Annotated in this window: 17 protein-coding genes and 1 pseudogene; 9 read left to right on the top strand and 9 right to left on the bottom strand. The window is 72.0% G+C overall.

Annotated features, from left to right (window positions below; all coding sequences use genetic code 11):
- Positions 1 to 27: 27 nt before the first annotated feature.
- From M8542_RS48895 to M8542_RS48885, 3 genes are all read right to left on the bottom strand, one after another.
- A complete protein-coding gene (locus M8542_RS48895) occupies positions 28 to 1557 on the bottom strand; it encodes an ABC transporter substrate-binding protein (RefSeq protein WP_257927298.1) in 1530 nt (509 codons plus the stop codon).
- A gap of 123 nt (positions 1558 to 1680) precedes the next feature.
- Positions 1681 to 2658, bottom strand: coding sequence for a methyltransferase family protein (locus M8542_RS48890; RefSeq protein ID WP_257927297.1), 978 nt, complete (start codon positions 2656 to 2658; stop codon positions 1681 to 1683).
- 60 nt (positions 2659 to 2718) lie between these two features.
- Positions 2719 to 3663 (bottom strand): aldo/keto reductase, encoded by a 945-nt coding sequence (locus M8542_RS48885; RefSeq protein WP_257927296.1) that lies wholly within the window; start codon positions 3661 to 3663, stop codon positions 2719 to 2721.
- A 75-nt stretch (positions 3664 to 3738) separates the two neighbouring features.
- On the opposite strand from M8542_RS48885, the gene M8542_RS48880 reads away from it, so the two are divergent.
- On the top strand, positions 3739 to 4461 hold the full coding sequence (locus tag M8542_RS48880) for an SDR family NAD(P)-dependent oxidoreductase (RefSeq protein ID WP_257927295.1): 723 nt from the start codon (positions 3739 to 3741) through the stop codon (positions 4459 to 4461).
- Between the two features lie 114 nt (positions 4462 to 4575).
- Here M8542_RS48880 and M8542_RS48875 read toward each other — a convergent pair whose 3' ends face one another.
- Positions 4576 to 5919: an amidohydrolase gene (locus M8542_RS48875; RefSeq protein ID WP_257927294.1), complete on the bottom strand. Its 1344-nt coding sequence runs from the start codon at positions 5917 to 5919 to the stop codon at positions 4576 to 4578.
- 102 nt (positions 5920 to 6021) lie between these two features.
- Here M8542_RS48875 and M8542_RS48870 point away from each other — a divergent pair, with 102 nt between their 5' ends.
- The 7 genes from M8542_RS48870 (at position 6022) to M8542_RS48840 (ending at position 13030) form a co-directional block, all read left to right on the top strand.
- Positions 6022 to 7134 carry a zinc-binding dehydrogenase gene (locus M8542_RS48870; RefSeq protein ID WP_257927293.1) on the top strand — a complete coding sequence of 371 codons (1113 nt, stop codon included), beginning with the start codon at positions 6022 to 6024 and terminating at the stop codon, positions 7132 to 7134.
- An 18-nt stretch (positions 7135 to 7152) separates the two neighbouring features.
- On the top strand, positions 7153 to 8109 hold the full coding sequence (locus tag M8542_RS48865) for an aldo/keto reductase (protein WP_257927292.1): 957 nt from the start codon (positions 7153 to 7155) through the stop codon (positions 8107 to 8109).
- A gap of 1 nt (position 8110) precedes the next feature.
- The gene (locus tag M8542_RS48860) at positions 8111 to 9088 is read left to right on the top strand and encodes an alpha/beta hydrolase (RefSeq protein ID WP_257927291.1); all 978 of its coding nucleotides are present in this window, start codon (positions 8111 to 8113) and stop codon (positions 9086 to 9088) included.
- A complete protein-coding gene (locus M8542_RS48855; protein WP_257927290.1) occupies positions 9085 to 10047 on the top strand; it encodes an alpha/beta hydrolase in 963 nt (320 codons plus the stop codon). The genes M8542_RS48860 and M8542_RS48855 overlap by 4 nt, the downstream gene beginning before the upstream one ends.
- The gene (locus tag M8542_RS48850; RefSeq protein ID WP_257927289.1) at positions 10044 to 11213 is read left to right on the top strand and encodes a multidrug effflux MFS transporter; all 1170 of its coding nucleotides are present in this window, start codon (positions 10044 to 10046) and stop codon (positions 11211 to 11213) included. Before M8542_RS48855 ends, M8542_RS48850 begins: the two co-directional genes overlap by 4 nt.
- An 89-nt stretch (positions 11214 to 11302) precedes the next feature.
- Complete coding sequence (locus M8542_RS48845; protein ID WP_257927288.1) at positions 11303 to 12466, top strand: hypothetical protein; 1164 nt, start codon at positions 11303 to 11305, stop codon at positions 12464 to 12466.
- A gap of 54 nt (positions 12467 to 12520) precedes the next feature.
- Positions 12521 to 13030 carry a cytochrome P450 gene (locus M8542_RS48840; RefSeq protein WP_257927287.1) on the top strand — a complete coding sequence of 170 codons (510 nt, stop codon included), beginning with the start codon at positions 12521 to 12523 and terminating at the stop codon, positions 13028 to 13030.
- Here M8542_RS48840 and M8542_RS48835 read toward each other — a convergent pair.
- The 3 genes and pseudogenes from M8542_RS48835 to M8542_RS48825 all read right to left on the bottom strand — a co-directional run bounded on the left by M8542_RS48835 (position 12997) and on the right by M8542_RS48825 (position 15771).
- Positions 12997 to 15220 (bottom strand): annotated as a pseudogene (locus tag M8542_RS48835) (heavy metal translocating P-type ATPase). The gene M8542_RS48840 and the pseudogene M8542_RS48835 sit on opposite strands and share 34 nt — an antisense overlap.
- A gap of 176 nt (positions 15221 to 15396) precedes the next feature.
- Entirely contained in the window at positions 15397 to 15549 is a 153-nt protein-coding gene (locus tag M8542_RS48830; RefSeq protein ID WP_257927286.1) for a hypothetical protein, read from the bottom strand.
- 15 nt (positions 15550 to 15564) lie between these two features.
- Positions 15565 to 15771, bottom strand: coding sequence for a heavy-metal-associated domain-containing protein (locus M8542_RS48825; RefSeq protein ID WP_257927285.1), 207 nt, complete (start codon positions 15769 to 15771; stop codon positions 15565 to 15567).
- Between the two features lie 146 nt (positions 15772 to 15917).
- Here M8542_RS48825 and M8542_RS48820 point away from each other — a divergent pair, with 146 nt between their 5' ends.
- A complete protein-coding gene (locus M8542_RS48820; protein ID WP_257927284.1) occupies positions 15918 to 16493 on the top strand; it encodes a sigma-70 family RNA polymerase sigma factor in 576 nt (191 codons plus the stop codon).
- A 1-nt stretch (position 16494) separates the two neighbouring features.
- Here M8542_RS48820 and M8542_RS48815 read toward each other — a convergent pair whose 3' ends face one another.
- Together M8542_RS48815 and M8542_RS48810 are read right to left on the bottom strand one after the other, a co-directional pair.
- The gene (locus M8542_RS48815) at positions 16495 to 16638 is read right to left on the bottom strand and encodes a hypothetical protein (protein ID WP_257927283.1); all 144 of its coding nucleotides are present in this window, start codon (positions 16636 to 16638) and stop codon (positions 16495 to 16497) included.
- A gap of 105 nt (positions 16639 to 16743) precedes the next feature.
- On the bottom strand, positions 16744 to 18978 hold the full coding sequence (locus tag M8542_RS48810; protein ID WP_257927282.1) for a heavy metal translocating P-type ATPase: 2235 nt from the start codon (positions 18976 to 18978) through the stop codon (positions 16744 to 16746).
- Between the last annotated feature and the right edge of the window lie 124 nt (positions 18979 to 19102).

The raw sequence follows: 19102 nt of genomic DNA, 5'->3' as shown, positions 1-19102 counted from the left end.
GGACGGACCCGCCGCGGGACGGGCGCGTCAGCCGCGCTGGATGAACCGCAGGGTCGGGAACATCATGCCGGTGATCGGGGTCACCGTGATGCCCTTGACGCTGTAGTAGAGGTTGTCGGCCTGGTACCAGACGTCCCACCAGGCGAGGTCCACGAGCTTCGTGTTGAGCTGCTTGAGCAGGGCGGTCTGCGCCGGCCCCGGCTCGGCCTGCTCGGCCTGGTCGACGAGCGCCTTGACGTCGGGGAAGGCGTCGACCGACGGCTTGGGGTTGTACCACTGCGCCGAGGTGACCTGGTCGGTGAGCGTGGCCATGTCGTTGCCGTCCATGGCGATGACCGCGAGGAACATCGGGTAGGTCGGCGCGTTCTTCTGGTAGTCGGCCATCGCCATGTCCTGCCACTCGACCTTGATGCCGAGCTGGCCGAACGTCTGGTTGGCGGCGGGCTGCCACGCCTGGAAGATCGGCGACATCGGCATCTTCACCGAGAAGCCGCCCGCGTACCCCGCCTCGGCCAGCAGCTGCTTGGCCTGGGCGAGGTCCGTTTTGTACTTGCCGTTCTGGCTCTCGTCGTAGGTCGCGCTGCCGACCGGGAACAGCTGGTCGGTGACCGTCCCGGCGTCGTTGCCGACCGCCTTGAGGATGCCCGCGGCGTCGAAGGCATGGCTGATCGCCTGCCGGACGCGCGGGTCGCCGAGCGCCTTGACCTGCTCGCCGATCCGGTCGGCGAACTGCACGCCGACCCACGAGGCCGCCTTCTTCGCGACGTTCCAGCCGTTCTGCTGTGCCTTGGGCAGGTTGGCCGCGTTGGCGAACTGGACGTTGAGCTGGCCCGAGAGCATCGCGTTGAACGCCGCGGTCTGGTCGGTGATCGGGAACAGCCGCACGGTCGGGAACGGGTAGGTCGCGCTGTCCCAGTGGTTCGGTTTCTTGGTGAACACGTACTGGGACTGCGGGGTCGACTGCGCCTTGTCGTAGGTGTAGGGCCCCGAGCCGGCCGGGCCGTTGGCCAGCGTGTTCGCCTGGATGGCCGCGGGCGAGGCCATCCAGCTGCGGCCGAGCCCCATGAAGTACAGCAGCGCGTCGTCGCGTTTGGACAGGTGCAGCTCGACCGTGTCGGTGCCCTTGGCGTCGATGCTCGCGACGTTGAGGTACGCCTGCCCGGACCGGACCCCGGACTTGAGGTGCTTCAGGTTCGCGACCGCGGCGGCGGCGTCGAACTTCTGCCCGTCGTCGAAGGTGACGCCGGACCGCAGGTGCAGGGTCAGCGTCTTGCGGTCGGGTGTCCAGTCCCAGGAGGTGGCCAGCGCGGGCACCGGCTTGGCGTCCTTGTCCAGCGCGACCAGCGGGTCGTACACGGCCGAGAGGTACGGCCCGTCGAAGCCGATGTCGGCGTTGGCCGGGTCCCAGGACGTGACGTCCAGGAACACCCCCGCCTTCAGCTCGTCGGTGCCGCCGGCCCCGGACGCGGTGGCCCCACCGGATCCGGTGCACCCGGCCACCGCGGCGGCCACCAGCGCCACCGCCGCGGCGAACGCCGCTCTCCGTGTCCTCGTCATTGAGTCCTTCTTTCGGGTACTCCCGGAGTGCGGGTGAGACCGGGCTCACCCTCGACCGGGTTAGTCTACGACTGTCGGCTATAAAATCAACGGGCCGCCGCCACGGCGTTGCACACTTTCGGGTCAGACTGCTTCGGAGACGAGCACGCGCGGGCTTCCCGGCAGGGCCAGGACTTCCCGCACCCGCCAGCCGGCGTCAGCCAGCCAGGCACGCACCTCGGCTTCGGGGTAGACCACCGTGCCGTCGATGACGAAGTACTCCCCCGCATGCAGCGCGTCGATGGGCCGCTGCCGGTCGTCGTCGTCGAGGAAGAAGTCGAGCAGCAGCAACGTCGCACCGGGCGCGGCGGCGGCGCGGGCGTTCGCCACGATCGCCCGGTTCTGCTCGGCGCCGAACCGGTGGACCACGTGGTTGAGCAGGACGAGGTCGTGCTCGCCGCCGGGGGCGGCCGTCTCGGTTTCGGCGGGCTCGACGCGCACGCGGTCGTCGAACCCGGCGGACTTCACCGCATTGGTGACACCTTCGGTGAAGTCCGGCGCGAAGACGAACCGCACCGCCAGGTCGGCGTTGGCACGCAACGCACCGAGCGAGAACTCGGGCGAAAGGCCACCGAGGTCGAGCAGCGAGCGGTAGGGGGTGAAGTCGAACGCCTGGGCCAGCATGGCGGCGTGCAGCGCGTTGTACCGCATCACCCCGCCCATGAACGTGGCCCAGCGCCCGTCGTCCATCCGCAGGTCGCCGGGCTCACCCGAGTCCACCGCGGTGTCGAACTGCAGCCAGTGCCCGTAGCTGATTTCGTTGAGGAACTGGACGAACGGCGTCAGATCGGTGGTACCCCGGCCACTGAGGTACGCCTCCGCGTCGGCGGCGAGCCGGTACCGGCCGTGTTCGCGGTCGAGCAGCCCGAGCGCGTTCATCGCGTCGGCGAGGATCCGGGCCAGGCGGGGGCTGACGCCGGTGGTGCCGGCCAGCTCGCCGGCCGTCCGGGGACCGTCGGCCAGCGCCGGGAACAACCCGATCCGCGACGCGGCGAACAACTGCTTGGCTCCCATGTAGCCGATCGCGATGTCGACGATGCGGTCCGGGACGGGGGCGGTCATCGGGGAACTCCTCTCGGGAGGGCGGGAAGTTTCTACGACTGTAGACATAAACCGGCGATGTCACCAGGTCCCGTCGGCCGCAACTTCGCGATCGAGGGAGAATTCTTCGGTGAGCACCCGGATCCGCTCCGCGCCGAGGGTGTCCGCCAGCTCGACGGCGGCGGCGTTTTCCTCGAGCTGCGCCAGCCGGGACGCCCCGACGAGCACGTTGGCCGTCGCCGGGTTCGCCAGGCAGAAGGCGATGCCGAGCTGCGCCGGGGACACGCCGAGCTCGCCGGCCACCCGCCGCACCGCGGGCCACGCACCGGCGATCCGGTCCCGGATGCCGCCGACATCCGCCCCGATCTTGCGGTCCGGCCGCAAATTACCGACCAGCAGGCCACCTTCGAAGATGTCCGACGCCTGCAGGGCGAGCTCCCCGGACTCGAACAGGGGCGCGTAGTACTCGCCTTCGGCCATCGACCGGCGCACCAGGCTGTACTTCAGCTGGACGAAGGACGGCGGCACCAGGCCACGGCGGCGGGCGACGTCGATCGCCGCGCGCACGTCGGCGAACCGCCAGTTGTTGACGCCCCACGCGGTGAACCGGCCGGCGTCGATCTGCTCGGCGACGTCGGCGACCACGCGTTCGACGTCGAGCTCACCGAAGTAGTCGCCGACCACGACGAAGTCGGCGTGGCCGGTCCCGACCCGCTCCAGCGCGGTGCGCAGCTGCGGCCCGAACCCGGTGCGCAGGTAGTCCCAGAGCCAGAGTTTCCCGCAGTAGAGCCAGTCTTCGCGGGCCAGCCCCGCCTCGCGCACCGCCTCGCCGAAGATCAGGTCGGTGCGGGCGTTCTCGGCGTGCGGCCCCATGTCGTAGTGGGCGACGTCGAAGAACGCGCAGCCGAGCTCGGCCGCGCGCGCGATCATGGTCACCGCCTCGCCGAACCCCACCCGGTCCCAGGTGTTCCACGAGCCCAGCGACAGGACCGGGACCGCCCGGTCACCGAGTTGACGTCGTCGCACTGTTTCCTCCCGCGCGCCGATGGTTTATTTTCTACGTTTGTATACTATAAAGCCCTTGCGCGAAAGGAATCCCTGATGAGCACTCCCCGTACCGTGCTGGTGACCGGAGGGGCGGGCGGGATCGGCCGCGCCATCGCCGCGGCGTTCCGCGACGAGGGCGACGACGTCGTGCTCGCCGACGTCCGCGGTGCCGGCAAGGCGGCCGCGGAACTGGGCGTGCGGGGTGTCGACGCCGACATCACCGACGAGGCCTCGATCGCCCGCGCGCTCGGCGAAGCCGGTCCCGTCGACGTCCTGGTCAACAACGCGGGCCTGCTCAGCGTGCACGGCACGCTGCTGGACCTGCCCGGCGACGCCATGCTCGACATCCTGCGCACGAACGTCCACGGCACCTTCCTGATGACCCAGCAGGTGGCGCGGCAGCTGGTCGCCGACGGCCGGCCCGGGGTGATCGTGAACCTGTCCTCGATCGGCGGCCGCCAGCCAACCCCGGGCATGGGCGGCTACGAAAGCAGCAAGGCGGCCGTGGACGCGCTGACCCGCTGGGCGGCGATCGAGCTGGCCGCGCACGGCATCCGCGTCAACGCCGTCGCGCCGGGGCCGGTGCTCACGCCGATGCTGGCGGCAGGCATGCCGGAAGGCTCACCGGCCCGGGAAGCCTGGGTGAACCGGATCCCGTTGCGGCGCATGGCCTCGGTCGAAGACGTGGCCGCGATGGTGGTGTTCCTGGCGAGCGACCGGGCGGTCCACATGACGGGCACGAGCATCCCCGTCGACGGCGGCCAGCTCCTCACCTAGCCGGCCGCTCCCCAATGCGCCCCAATGTGGCGTTGGGTGCGTCCAACGCACCGAACGCCACATTGGGTGCGTCCAGCGCACCCAACGCCACATTGGGGCGCTTGGGGCCGGGGGTCAGCGCTCGTGGATCACTCGGCCCCCGAGCACCGTCAGGTCCACTTCGACGTCCGGCAGCTCCGCCGGGGTCAGGGTCAGCGGATCCGCGGACAGCACGCAGAGGTCGGCCACCATGCCTTCGGCCAGCGTGCCCTTCCACGTCTCGGCGCCGTCCTGGCGCGCGGGGTGCACGGTGTAGCAGCGCAGCAACGCGGCCATCCGCTCGCGCGGGTCGGCCGCCGGGCCCATCCAGGTGTCGGCCGCCGCGATCTCCCGTCGCCAGTCCGGGGCCAGGACCGGGGCGTCCGACGTCAGGCACAGCGGGATGCCCGCGTCCAGCGCCGCCCGCAAGGGCCAGGCCTGTTCGGCGTGGCCCGCCCCGAGCGCCGCGTCCACCACACCGGCGGTCCGGACGGCGATGCCGGCCTGCGCGGACAGCCCGACCCCCAGCCGGGCCATCCGCGTCAGCTGCGCCGGGCTCACCAGGTCACCGTGGATGACGTAGTGCCGCAGGTCGGTGTCGTGCTCAGCGCGGGCCCGCGCCACCGCGTCCAGGACCAGGTCGACCGCGCGGTCTCCGGTGGCGTGCACGCCGACCTGCAGCCCCGCGCGGTGCGCCGCGAGGACCATGGCGGTCAGGTTGGCTTCGCGCTCGGCGTCACTCTCGCCGTGCACCAGCAGCTGGGCCCGGCTGCCGTCGGCGTAGCAGCGGTGGGTGTAGGCCGAGCGCATCGGCGGGATGCCGTCGGCGAAGATCTTCACCCCGGCGAACCGCAGCACCCGCTCGTCGGGGCTGTGCGCGTCCAGCGCGGCCAGGCCGGCCCGGTAGTCCTCGACCGTGCTCGGGCCGTCCAGCTCGCCGTAAAGCCACAACGCCGTGACGCGCGCCCGCAGCAGGCCCTCCGCCGCCAGCGCCCGGTACTCCTCGACGACGGAGGTCCCGAACGCGCCGGTGCTGCCCGCGTCCTCGCCGGGGCCGAGGCCGGGCTCGGTGTAGCTGGTGATGCCGAGCCGCGCGAGCAGGTCACCGGCCTTGAGGATCGCCGCCCGGCGTTCGGCACCGGTCCGCAGCGGGCGCTCCGGCCCCGGGCCGGGCGCGCCGTGGTCGCCGAAGAGGGTGTCCGGCCACAGCGCGCCGAGCCAGGTGGCGTGCAGGTGGGCGTCGTTGATGCCGGGCAGCACCGCCCGGCCGGCCAGGTCGACCACCTCGGTGCGCGGGCCGGTCAGCGCGCGGACGTCGGCGTCGGTGCCCACGCGCAGGACCCGGCCCGCCCGGACGGCCAGCGCGGTCGCGCCGCAGGGGCCGGCGAAGGTGTGGACGGCACCGCCTCGCAGGACCAGATCAGCGACAGGTGTCGGCACAGGCGCTCCCGAAGTTCGTGTGGGGTCTCGACATTTTCGTCAACGACCGTAGACTAACCCATCACGCGGCCGATCTCCTACGGCTGCGCCGGAAGGAGCGCGATGAGCATCCCCACCTCCACCCGCGCGGCGGTGCTGACCGGGCACGGCGAACCGCTGCGCCTGACCGAACTCCCGCTGCCCGCCGAGCTCGAGCCCGGCGCCGCGCTCGTGCGCCTCGCGTGCGCCACGCTCTGCGGCACCGACGTGGAGATCTGGTCGGGCAAGATGTCCTTCCCGGGCATGCTGCCGATGGTGCTGGGTCACGAAATGGCCGGCGAGGTCGTCGCCGTCGGCGAGTCCACCCGGGACGCGCTCGGCCGCGAAATCCCGGTGGGCGCCCGGATCGGCTGGTCGGAGTCGACGTGCGGCGAGTGCCACGGCTGCACCGTGCTGCGCCAGCCGGTCGCGTGTTCCCGGCGGGGCTACGGGTTCCTGCAGCGTTCCGACGTCCCGCCGTACGCCACGGCCGGGTTGAGCGAGTACGCCTACGTCGTCCCGAACGCGGCGAAACTGCTGCTGCCGGACGAAGTCCCGGATACGTGGGCGGCCATGGCGGGCTGCGCCGCCAAGACGGTGCTGCGGGCCTTCGGGCGCGCGGGCGGAGTGCGTCCGGGGTCGACCGTCGTCGTCCAGGGTGCCGGCGCGCTCGGCCTGTTCGCCACCGCCGTCGCCCGGATCTCCGGCGCCGGCACGGTGCTCACGGTCGGCGCGCCCGCGTCCCGGCTCGCCCTGGCCGCGGAGTTCGGCGCGGACGCCACCGTGGACGTCGGCGACACCGGCTCCGAAGAGATCGCCGAGCGGGTCCGGGACCTCACCGGCGGCCACGGCGGCGACCTCGTCCTCGACTTCGCCGGCGCCCCTTCGGTGGGCCGCGAAGCCGTGGCGATGGCCGCGCAGCGGGGCACGGTCGTGGTCGTCGGCAGCACCGGGCCCGCCGAAGTCCCGGTGCCGCTGGGCGCGGTGATGGGCAAGGAACTCACCATCGTCGGCTCACTCAACGGTGACATCGCCGACTACCACGAGGCGATCTCGTTCTTCCGCACCTTCGCCGGCCGGATGCCGTGGGACAAGCTCTTCGGGACGCCGTCCGGGTTGTCCTCGGCGTCCGAGCGGATCGCCGCCATGCACCGGCTCGACGAAGTCAAAGCCGTCATCGACCCCCGTCTTCCCTGACCACTGGAGGAGGTTTTCGTGCCCACCCTGCCCCGCCGCCGCGTCGGTTCGTCCGAAGTGGAGGTTTCCGCGCTCTCCCTCGGTTCGTGGCACATCTACGACCGGATCCACTTCCACGACGCCGTCGCCATGGTCCGCGCCGCGGTGTCCGCGGGCGTCAACCTGTTCGACGTCGGCGTCTACGGCGGACCCGGGATGCCGCCGGCGTACACCGACGTGCTCTGGGGCGCGGTCATGCGCGCGTCCGGGATCCCGCGCGCGGAGTACCTCGTCTCGGCCAAGCTGTGGATCGAGGCGTTCGACGACGACGGGTTCCGCCCGCAGCTGGAGAACGCTTTCTTCCGCGGCGGGTTCGACCGGGCCGACCTGGTGATCCTCGGCGACCTGCGGCGCGACGACGTCGCGCTCGAGGACCTGGTCGACGACCTCGCCGGGCTGACCCGCGCCGGCCTGATCCGGGCCTGGGGCGTCAACAACTGGTCCGCGGGCAACATCGGGCGGCTGCGGGAGATCGCCGCCGCCCGTGGGGTCGACGGGCCACAGATCGCGCAGCTGAAGTACAGCGTCGCGCGTCGGTCGATTCCGGACGGTGAGCCGTTCGCCCGGCTGTTCGCCGACGGTTTCACCATGCAGGCCTCCGACGTGCTCGAAGGCGGCATCCTCGCCGGCCGCACCGAGCTGAGCCGCGAGATCGGCCGTGACCCCGGCGGTGTCCGCGAAGCCATCAGCCGCACGGCCGCCGACTTCGTCGCGACCGCCGAAAAGCTCGGCACCAGCGCCGCGCGGCTGGCTGTGGCCTTCACCCTGACCCACCCCGCGAACGTCACCACGCTGGTCGGCACGAGCACGACGGCCCAGGTCGAGGACAACCTGGCCGCGGCCGAGCTGGTCGAGCGGATCGGAGCCGAAGAGCTGCGCGCCCTGGTCGAGCCGTTCTGGGCCGACCGCGGCATCGTCGACCCGGAAGGACCGTGACATGTCCGAGCAGACCCCCGTCCCCTTCGACCCGGCGCTGCTGCCGGTGCTGGCGCAGGTGACCCAGCCGGACGCGCCGCCCTTCACCCCGGAGACGATCCCGGAGCTGCGCCGGGCCATGGCCGCGCAGTTCCCGCCGGCCGCCGAGGTCGTCGGCGACGCGCCCGTCGACGTCGAAGAGCGGACCATCCCGGGTCCCGAGGGCGCCCCCGACCTCACCGTCACCATCCTGTCGCCGCGGGAGCGGACCGGGCCGGTGCCCGCGCTGTACAACATCCACGGCGGCGGGATGATGGTCGGCTGCCGCGCGATGGACACGCCCCGGCTGCTGGCCCTGGTCCTGGAGCTGGGCGTGGTGGCGGTCAACGTCGAGTACCGGCTCGCGCCCGAGCACCCGCACCCGGCGCCGGTCGAGGACTGCTACGCCGGTCTCGTGTGGACGGTCGAGAACGCGGCCGAGCTGGGCATCGATCCCGAGCGGGTCGTGGTCATGGGCGGCAGTGCCGGTGGCGGGCTGTCCGCGGGCGTCGCCCTGCTGGCCCGCGACCGCGGCGGCCCGCGCCTGGCCGGGCAGCTGCTGCTGTGCCCGATGATCGACGACACGAACACCACCGTCGCGAGCCGCCAGTACCGCGGGCTCGGCACGTGGACGACGGAGGCGAACGAAGCCGGCTGGCGGTCGCTGCTCGGCGACGCCGCCGGCACGGACGCGGTGTCCCCCTACGCGGCCCCGGCCCGCGCCACCGACCTCGCCGGACTGCCGCCCGCGTTCGTCGAGGTCGGCAGCGCCGAGCCGTTCCGCGACGAAGACGTCCGGTACGCGCTGCGGATCTGGGCGACCGGCGGGCAAGCCGAGCTGCACGTCTGGAGCGGCGCGTGCCACGGGTTCGACATCTACGCGCCCGAGTGGCCGGTCACCGCGGACGCGCTGGCCACGCGCAGCTCGTGGCTGCGCCGGGTCCTGGGGATCGCGCGGTGAAGCCGGTCCCCTACGACCCGGAGCTCGAGCCGGGCCTGGCCGCGTTCCTCGACCTGGTCGAACGGATCCCGCTGCGCGCGGACACGATCCTCGAGAACCGGGCCCACTTCGCCACCATCGTCCCGCCGCTGGAGCAGCAGGTCGGAGACCGGCCCGTCGACGTCGAGGAGCGCACGGTCCCCGGGCCGCCGGGAGCGCCGGACGTCGTGCTGACGATCATCCGGCCCCGCGGCGGCGTCACCGGAGCGCCCGCGTTCTACAGCATCCACGGCGGCGGGATGATCCTCGGCAACCGGTTCTTCGGCATCGACGGGCTGGTCGACGACGTGCTGCGGTTCGGCGCGGTCGGCGTCTCGGTGGAGTACCGGCTGGCGCCGGAGCACCCCGCCCCGGCCGCGGTCGAGGACTGCTACGCGGGCCTGGTGTGGCTGGCGGAGCACGCGGCCGAGCTGGGCGCCGATGCGGACCGGATCGTCGTGACCGGCGCCAGCGCGGGTGGCGGCCTGTCCGCCGGCGTCGCGCTGCTGGCCCGCGACCGCGGCGGCCCGCCCCTGCTCGGGCAGCTGCTGCTGTGCCCGATGATCGACGACCGGAACGCGACGGCGTCGGCCCGGCAGTACGACGGCATCGGCGCCTGGGACCGCAACAACAACGACACGGGCTGGGACGCCCTGCTCGGCCCGTTGCGCGGCACCGAGGAGGTGTCGCCGTACGCGGTCCCGGCGCGCGCCCGGGACGTCTCGAACCTGCCGCCGGCCTACATCGACGTCGGTGCGGCGGAGGTGTTCCGCGACGAGGCGACCGAGTACGCCCTGCGGATCTGGGCCACCGGCGGGCAGGCCGAACTGCACGTCTGGAACGGCGGCTACCACGCGTTCGCCGGCTTCTCCCCCGGCGCGGAGGTGTCGCGCGCCGCCGTCGCGGCCCGGTTGTCCTGGCTGCGGCGGCTCCTCTCGTGAATAGGCGCCGGCTGGCGGTGGTCCTCGGGCTGCTGGAGGTCTTCGGGCCGATCTCGATGGACCTCTACCTGCCCGCCCTCCCCCGCCTGGCGGCCGACCTGCACACGTCGACGAGCCTCGCCCAGGCGACGATGTCGATCTGCATGCTCGGCCTGGCGTTCGGCCAGCTGGTGGTCGGCCCGCTCAGCGACCGCTTCGGCCGCCGTCGCCCGCTGCTGGCCGGCACCGCGCTGTTCGCGGTGCTGTCGCTGGTCTGCGCCGCGGCGCCGTCGATCGAGGTGCTGCTGGCGGCCCGGCTGCTGCAGGGCCTGTGCGGCTCGGCGGGGATCGTGCTGTCCCTGGCGATCGCCCGCGACGTCGCGTCCGGGGTCGAGCTGGTCCAGCTGCTGGCGGTGCTCACCACGGTCGGCGCGCTGGCCCCGATCGTCGCACCGCTGGCGGGCGGCCAGCTGGAGCCGTGGATCGGCTGGCGGGGCATCTTCGTCGTCCTCGCCGGTGTCGGGGCGACGTTGTTCCTGCTGGCGCTGGTTTTTCTGCCGGAGACGCTGTCACCGGGCTCCCGGGGCCGGCCGAGCGAGTTCGGCGTGCTGCTGCGCGACCGGTTGTTCGTCCGCTACCTGCTGGTCGGCGCCTGCGGCGGCGCCGGGTTCTTCACGTACCTGACGTCGGTCAGCTTCGTCCTGCAGGACGGCTTTTCGTTGTCAGCCAGGACATTCAGCCTGTGCTTCGCGGCGAACGCGGCGATGTCCATCGTCGGCGCGCAGGTCAACCGCGCGGTGGTGCGCCGGGTGGGACCGGCCCGCATGTACCTCATCGCCACCACGATCACGGCCTTGGCCGCGGCGGCCATGCTGTCGGCGGCGCTCCTCGGCGCAGGTCTGGCCGGAGTGCTGGTCCCGCTGGCGGTCATCCTGTTCACCGGCGGCGCAACCCAGCCCAACGGCTCGGCCCTGGCGATGGCCGACCACGGCGCCCGCGCGGGCGCGGCAGCGGCTCTGCTGGGGATGTCGGCGTTCGCGGTCGGCCCGCTGGTCGGGCCGCTGGTGTCGCTGAACGGGCCGGGGCCGGTATCGATGAGCGTCACGATGACAGCGGCCTACGCCGCCGCGGCGCTGCTGGCGTGGACCACGATCCGTCCTCGCCGCAACGCCTTGACACCTGGATGACCGTAGCCTCCGCCGGAGCGGTCGTAACCCCCGCACCTATCTCCCGGCGGCGTGCGAAGCGCCGATTCTGCCGATCATCGGGAGGGATCATGAGAGCGGGACGCTTCATCGTTTCACTGGGTCTGCTGGCCGCCGGCCTGCTGGCCGCCGGACCGGCGTCCGCCGCCGGGCCGGCGATCAAGTGGCATCCGGGGCACTACCTGACCAGTGACTGGTGGCACGCCGCCAGCACGCCGGCGAGCATGGCGAGCAGCGAGCTCCACGTCGTCAACACTTCGCCCGGTCTTCGTGGCTGGAAGGGCAACTACTACTGGGCGGCCCTGGAAACCGGAAAGGGCGTCTACGACTTCTCGACCATCGACGCCGAACTGGCGCAGCTCAACCAGGGAAATCCCGCGCCCCGCAAGAAACTGGTCATCGAAGTCTCCTCGAGCGGGTTCCAGCGGAGCTCCCACCAGGACCCCGGCGGGTTCCTCAACACCGTGCTCCCCGCCTACCTGACCACCGACGCGGCAACGTACGGCGCCGCGCCCAAGGCGGGCACCAGCGGCTGGTGGTACGGCGGCAGCGGCTTCTCCATCACCGCGGCCGTGTGGCGGCCCGCGGTCAACGACCGCCTGATCGCGTTGCTGCAGGCCCTCGGGGCCCGCTACAACGGCAATCCCGACGTCGAAGGCATCGAGCTCACCGAAACCGCGTCCCAGGTCGCCGACGGCGGGGGCTACAACGACAACACGCAGCTGAGCCAGCTCGAACGGATGCTGGCCGCCACGACTGCCGCGTTCCCGAACACCAACGTCACCATCCAGAACAACTTCCTGGGCAACCAGGCCAACACGAGCGCGCTGGTGCAGTTCGAAAACACGCACCGGGTCGCGGAAGGCGGGCCGGACCTGCTCGGCAAGACCGCCGCGGACAAGACGTCGCCGCCCAAGGAGCTGACCTGGGGCCAGCAGTGCGTGACGGGCTACCCGGGCACCGGGTGCGCCAACCTCACCGGCAGCATCGCCGTCATCCACAACATCGACGAGCCCGAACTGCTCGGCACCCAGTTCCAGGGCGCCGGCGCACCCTTCACCCCGCTCGACATCTACAACAACGGCGAGGACTACCTGCACGCAAGCCACCTGGAGTGGACCTACCTGATCGGCCGGCCGACCAACAACTGGCCAACGGTAGCGGCAATGATCAACGCACACCTGATCCGCTACACGGCTTGCCCCACCAGCTACCCGGCGTGCGACACGCGGTGATCCGCCCCCCGGGGGCCGGCCCCACCGAGGGGCCGCCCGGCGGAGCTGGTCTCGATGTCGCTGGAGCTGCTGTTCGCCGGCCACGAAACGACGGCGAACATGATCGCCCTCGGAACGCTCTGGCTCGTGCGCAACCCGGACCGCGCCGCGGTCTTCGCCAACGCCGAACTGGTCCCGGGCGCGGTGGAAGAACTCCTGAGGCTGCTGACGGTCACCCACGCCGGCCGCCGTCGCGTCGCCCTGGCGGACGTCGAACTGGGCGGCGTGCTCATCCAGGCCGGAGAAGGAGTCATCGCCGCCACCGACATCGCGAACCGCGACGCGGCCGGCTTCCCGGAGCCGGGACGGTTCGACGCCCAGCGCACACCCAACCACCACTTGTCGTTCGGCTTCGGCGTGCACCAATGCCTCGGGCAGGCGCTGGCCCGTCTGGAACTGCACGTCGCCTACCCCGCCCTGCTGCGCAGGTTCCCGACGCTGACCCTGGCCGTCCCTCTGGAAGCGCTCGCTTACCGGGACGGCATGGGCGTTTACGGTGTCGAAGAACTCCCCGTGGCCTGGTGATCCAGGCCGGCCGGCTGGAAGCGGGTCAGGCGCAGGCTGTTCGACACGACCAAGCAGCTCGACAACGCCATCGCGGCGCCGGCGATCATCGGGTTGAGCAGTCCCGCCGCAGCCAGCGGCAACGCCGCCACGTTGTAGGCCAGTGCCCAGAACAGGTTCGCCTTGATCGTCGCCAGCGTCCGGCGTGACAACCGGATCGCGTCCACCGCGGCCATCAGGTCGCCACGGACCAGCGTCAGGTCGCCGGCTTCGATCGCCGCGTCGGTCCCGGTGCCCATCGCCAGCCCGAGGTCCGCCGAGGCGAGCGCCGCCGCGTCGTTTGACGCCGTCGCCGATCATCGCCACCACGTGCCCCCGGGCCTTCAGGTCGGCGATCACGTCGACCTTCTGCTCCGGCGTGACCTCCGCGACGACCTCGGTGATCCCCGCCTCGCGGGCGATCGCCCGCGCCACCGCCTCGTTGTCGCCGGTGAGCAGGATCGGGGTCAATCCCAACCGGCGCAGCTGGAACACCGCCGGCGCGGAGGTCGGCTTGACCGTGTCGGCCACCACCAGGACGGCGTGCGCGTGTCCGTCCCAGGCCAGGATCACCGCGGTGTGCCCGGCGTGCTCCGCCTTCTGCTTCGCCGCCAGCAACGACGACGGCAGCCGTACCGAAAGCCGGTGCATCAGCTCGGGGCGGCCGACGACGACGCGGTGGCCGTCGACCCGGCCGAGGACACCGAACCCCGCGACGTTGCGGAACTCCCGCACCTCCCCCACCGAGCCGAACCGCCGCAGCGCCGCCGACACCACGGCATCGGCGATGGGGTGTTCGGACGCGTTCTCGAGCGCGCCTGCCAGCTGCAGCGCCAGGTCGGACGGGACGCCGTCGACGGTCCGGACGGCGACCAGGCTCATCTTGCCGGTGGTCACCGTGCCGGTCTTGTCGAGCACGACGGTGTCGACCCGGCGCGTCGACTCCAGCATCTCCGGCCCCTTGACCAGGACGCCGAGCTGCGCGCCCCGGCCGGTGCCGACCAGCAGCGCCGTCGGCGTCGCCAGGCCCAGTGCACACGGGCAGGCGATGATCAGCACGGCGACCGCGGCGGTGAAGGCCGCCGCGGTGTCCTCGCCGGACCCGAGCCAGAAAGCCAGAGTGGCGACCGAAAGCGCCATCACGATCGGCACGAACACGGCGGAGACGCGGTCGGCCAGCCGCTGCACGTCGGCCTTGCCGCTCTGCGCCCGCTCGACCATCGCCGCGATCCGCGCGAGCCGGGTGTCCGCGCCGACGCGCGTCGCGCGCACGACCAGCCGACCGCTCATGCTGACCGTGGCGCCGACGACCGGGGTGCCGGCCGACACCTCGACCGGCACGGCTTCACCGGTCACCAGGCTCAAGTCCACCGCGGAGTCGCCTTCCTCCACGACGCCGTCGGTGGCGATCTTCTCGCCGGGCCGGACCACGAACCGCTCGCCGACGCGCAGCTGCTCGATCGGGACGCGCTCTTCGCGGTCACCACGCAGAACCGAGACGGATTTCGCGCCGAGGTCGAGCAATGCGCGCAGAGCGGCGCCGGCGCGGCGGCGTGATCGGGACTCGAAGAACCGGCCCGCGAGGATGAACAGCGTGACGCCGGTGGCGACTTCGAAGTAGATGCCGTCCAGGTTGTGGTCGGCGGCGAGCGTCAGCTCGAACTCGTGGCGCATGCCGATGACACCGGCGCCGCCGAAGAACAAGGCGTACAAGGACCACAGGAACGCCGCGGCGACGCCCATCGACACCAGCGTGTCCATGGTCGCGGTGGCGTGGCGCAGGTTGGTCCAGGCCGCGCGGTGCAGCGGCCACGCGCCCCACCCGACGACCGGGGTCGCCAGCACGAGCGACACCCACTGCCAGGCCGGGAACTGCAGTGCGGGCACCATCGCCAACAGGATCACCGGCGCGCCGAGCACGGCCGAGCCGAGCAGCCGCTGCCGCAGCAGATCGGGAGCCGCCGCGGCGGGCTCGGCGGCTTCCGGTTCGGGTGGCGCGGGTGGCTGGGCGGTGTAGCCGGCGGCTTCGACCGTCCGGACGATGTCCTCGACGGTCAGCGCCGCCGGCATCGAGACCAGCGCCTTCTCGGTGGCGTAGTTGACCGATGCCTCGACGCCGTCGAGGCGGTTGAGCTTGCGCTCGATCCGCGCCGCGCACGACCCGCAGGTCATGCCGCCGATGACGAGCTCGATCTCCTCACCTGCCGGGACGGCAGGCGCGGGCGCCTCCTGCGCGGGCAGAGCCGCCGAAGCGAACGAAGCAGTCGGCGCCACCAGGGCTTCCTGCGCGGGCAAAGCTGCCGGCGCCGGCGGATCGGCCTGCGCGGGCAAAGCCACCGTCGCCGGTGTCACGGCGTGCCGGGCATCTGCATACCGGGCACCGAGGGCAGCGATGGGCGTGGTGCGGGGCTCGGGCCCACCAGGCTGCCCAGGAGCCAGGCCAGGCCGAACACCAAGCCCAGCAGCAGCGCGAACCCGCTCACCTTGGCCGAAGCCGGCATGACGGCCTCTCCCGTTCATCGGACGAGCTGGTAGCCCGCGACCTGGACCGCGCCCTCGACCTGCTCCAGCGCCAGCACGCCTTCGCTGGTCACCAGGACGCGGCCCGAGATCAGGTCGACGTCGACACCACGGACCCCGGGCAGCTCGCCGACCTCTTCCTTGACGGAGGCGACGCAGTGCCCGCAAGTCATTCCCGTCACCACGTACGTGCTCTGAGTCATCGTCGCACCTTCCCGGCCGGTAGCCGTCTCGTGACGAGGCAATGGCCTCGCCGTGACAAGAAGGTCGGCCCGGGTCGCGAAATGGTTCCCGCGATTTTCCTCGAAGTCCTTTGAACCGTCCCGGCCCGGGCCGCGTACTAGCCGGTGTGAGGCCACACTCCTCGGACGACGCCGAAATCACCCAGTGGGCGCGGCTCGCCGGCCGCGGCGACCGGCTCGCCCTCGACCGGTTCCTGCGCGCGACCCAGCCGCACGTCTGGCGGTTCGTGGCCGGGTTGTGCGACATCCAGTCCGCCGACGACCTGACCCAGGAGACCTACGTCCGGGCGCTGGGCAGCCTCCCCCGGTTCCGGGCGGAATCCTCGGCCCGGACGTGGCTGCTGTCGATTGCCAGGCGAGTGGTGGCCGACCACATCCGCGCCCTGCGGGCCCGCCCGCGTCCGGCCACCTTGGCCGACTGGCAGACCGACGCGGGCCGCGCGGAGTCGCCGGAGGGCAACACTTTCGAAGAACGCGTGCTGCTCGACCACCTCGTCACCGCGCTCGAGCCGGACCGGCGGGACGCCTTCGTCCTCACCCAGGCCCTTGGACTGTCCCATGCGGACGCCGCCGCGGTGTGCGGCTGCCCGGTCGGCACGATCCGCTCCCGAGTGGCGCGGGCCCGCGACGACCTCGCGGCGGCGATGCGTGACGTGCCCGTCCGGTACTCCGCCGTCGGATGATTCACCGGAGTGTGCGCCAGTAGCTCCGGAGCTCCGGCAGGATCAGCGCCACGATCAGCCAGTGCACGAACGCGACGCCGAACGTCGTCCCCAGCTGCATGCCCAGCCAGACCAGGCGCGGCGGCTCGTAGCCGGTCAGCAGCACGACCGCCGCCGCCGATGACGAGGACGGCGACCACCACCACGGCGATCGTCGTCCATGCGTTGGCCGACAACCCCTTCTTCGCCGTCACCACGTTCTTCTTCGCCATCAGCCGAGCCTCTCCTCGTCTCCGGAACCGTCGAACGAACGCAACCGCAGGCTGTTGGACACCACCAAGACCGAGGACAGCGACATGGCCGCGCCCGCGATCAGGGGGTTGAGCAGGCCGAACGCCGCGAGCGGCAACGCGGCCACGTTGTAGCCGAACGCCCACACGAGGTTGCCGCGGATGATCCGCAGCGTCCGGTCGGCGAGCCGGATCGCGTCGGGCACCACGCGCAGGTCGTCCCGCACGAGCACGACGTCCGCGGATCGCAGGGCGATGTCGCTGCCGCGGGCCATGGCCATGCCGAGGTCGGCGGTGGCCAGCGCCGGGCCGTCGTTGATGCCGTCCCCCACCATCGCCACCCGGGCGCCGGCCGACCGCAGCTCGTCGAGCACGCGGGCCTTGTCCGCGGGCAGCACCCCGGCACGGACGTCGTCGACGCCGATCTCGGCGGCGACCGCCCGCGCCGCGACTTCGTGGTCGCCGGTGAGCAGCACGGTCCGAAGCCCCTGATCGCGCAGGGCGGCCACGGCCGCCACCGCGGAGGGTTTGACGACGTCACTGACCTCGATCAGCCCGATCGGCTCGCCGTCGACCGCGGCGAGTACCGGGACGGCCACCCCGACGGGCACGTCGAACGCCGGAGTGATGCCCCGCTCGGCGAACAGCCGGGGACTCCCGACCAGGACGGTGCGACCGTCCACAATGGCCTCGGCGCCGAGTCCGGGCAGGGCGGTGAACTCGCCGATCTCCGGTAGCTCGGGCAGTTCGGCGCGGGCCGCCGTCACGACGGCGGCCGCGATCGCGTGCTCGGAGCCGGCTTCGGCGGCTCCGGCGAACCACAGCAGGTCGCCGCGGCTACGACCGGGAGCCGGGTGGCAGGCGGTGACGGTCATCCGGCCCGTGGTCACCGTGCCGGTCTTGTCCAGCACGACGGTGTCGACCTTCCTGCTGGCTTCCAGGGCGTCCGGGCCCTTGATCAGGATGCCCAGCTGCGCGCCCCGGCCGACGCCGGCCATCAGCGCGGTCGGCGTCGCCAGTCCCAACGCGCACGGGCAGGCGATGATCAGCACCGACACGGCCGCGGTGAAGCCGTCCCGGACCGGGTTTCCGGTGATCAGCCACCCGCCCAGGGTGAACAGCGCCAGCACCAGCACGACCGGGACGAACACCGCGCAGATCCGGTCGACCAGCCGCTGCACCGACGCCTTGCGCGCCTGGGCCTGCTCGGCGAGCGCGGTCATCTGGGCGAGCTGGGTGTGCGTGCCGACCGCGGTGGCCCGCACGATCAGCCGGCCCTCGCGGTTCACCGAGGCGCCGATCACCCGGTCACCCGGGCCGACCTCGGCGGGTACCGGCTCGCCGGTGACCGCGCTGACATCCACAGTGGACCGTCCACTCTCGACGGCACCGTCGGCGGCGAACGCCTCCCCCGGTTTCACCACGAACCGGTCGCCGACGACCAGCTCACCGACCGGCACCATCAGCTCGACGCCATCACGCAGAACACGAACCTCTTTGGCGGCGAGCGCGTCCAACGCGGCCAGCAACCCGGCGGCGTTGCGCCGGGACCGGCTTTCGAAGTACCGGCCGGCCAGCAGGAACGTCGTCACGCCGGCGGCGACGTCGAGGTAGATCGCGTCCGCACCGGCCGCGGTCGGCCCGAAGCCGACCCAATAGCCCGGCTCGTGCCCATCGAACAGCGTCGCCCACGCCGACCAGAAGAAGGACGCCAGCACACCCAGCGACACCAGCGTGTCCATACTGGACGATCGGTGGCGCAGGTTCCGCAGTGTCGCCCGGTGGAACGGCAACGCCGCCCAGAACACCACCGGGACAGCCAGCGCCAGGCAGAGCCACTGCCAGCCCGGGAACCGCAACGACGGCACCAGGGCGAGGGTGATCGACAGGTCGCACAGCGGCACGGCCAGCACCGCGGCGACGATCAGCCGGCGCCGCAAGTCGCGCACCCGCATGAGAGTCAGGTCTTCGTCGTCCTCGCCGCGGACATGGGCGCCGTAGCCGGCCTTGCGGACGCGCTCGATCAGGACGTCGTCACCGAGTTCGGCGGAGACGTGCACGGTGGCGCGTTCGGTGGCGTAGTTGACCGACGCGCGGACGCCGTCGAGCTTGTTCAGGGTGCGTTCGACGCGCGCCGAGCAGGCGGCACACGTCATGCCCGTCACGGCCAGGTCGACCGTGCGGACGTCCCCGGTGACCGGGGTGGCGGTGGTCATGGTTCTCCATAAGATTGTTGGTGTTCAGGACGGGATGTTCTGGATGCCCAGGGCGATGGGGTGTGGCTGATGGTTTTCTGCCCCGTCAGGTGGCTTACGAGGAGTGGCCGCCCTGTCGTTCTGG

The organism is Amycolatopsis iheyensis, assembly GCF_024703995.1.
Classification (GTDB): Bacteria; Actinomycetota; Actinomycetes; order Mycobacteriales; family Pseudonocardiaceae; genus Amycolatopsis; species Amycolatopsis iheyensis.
This window is presented reverse-complemented; position numbering and strand designations above follow the sequence as displayed.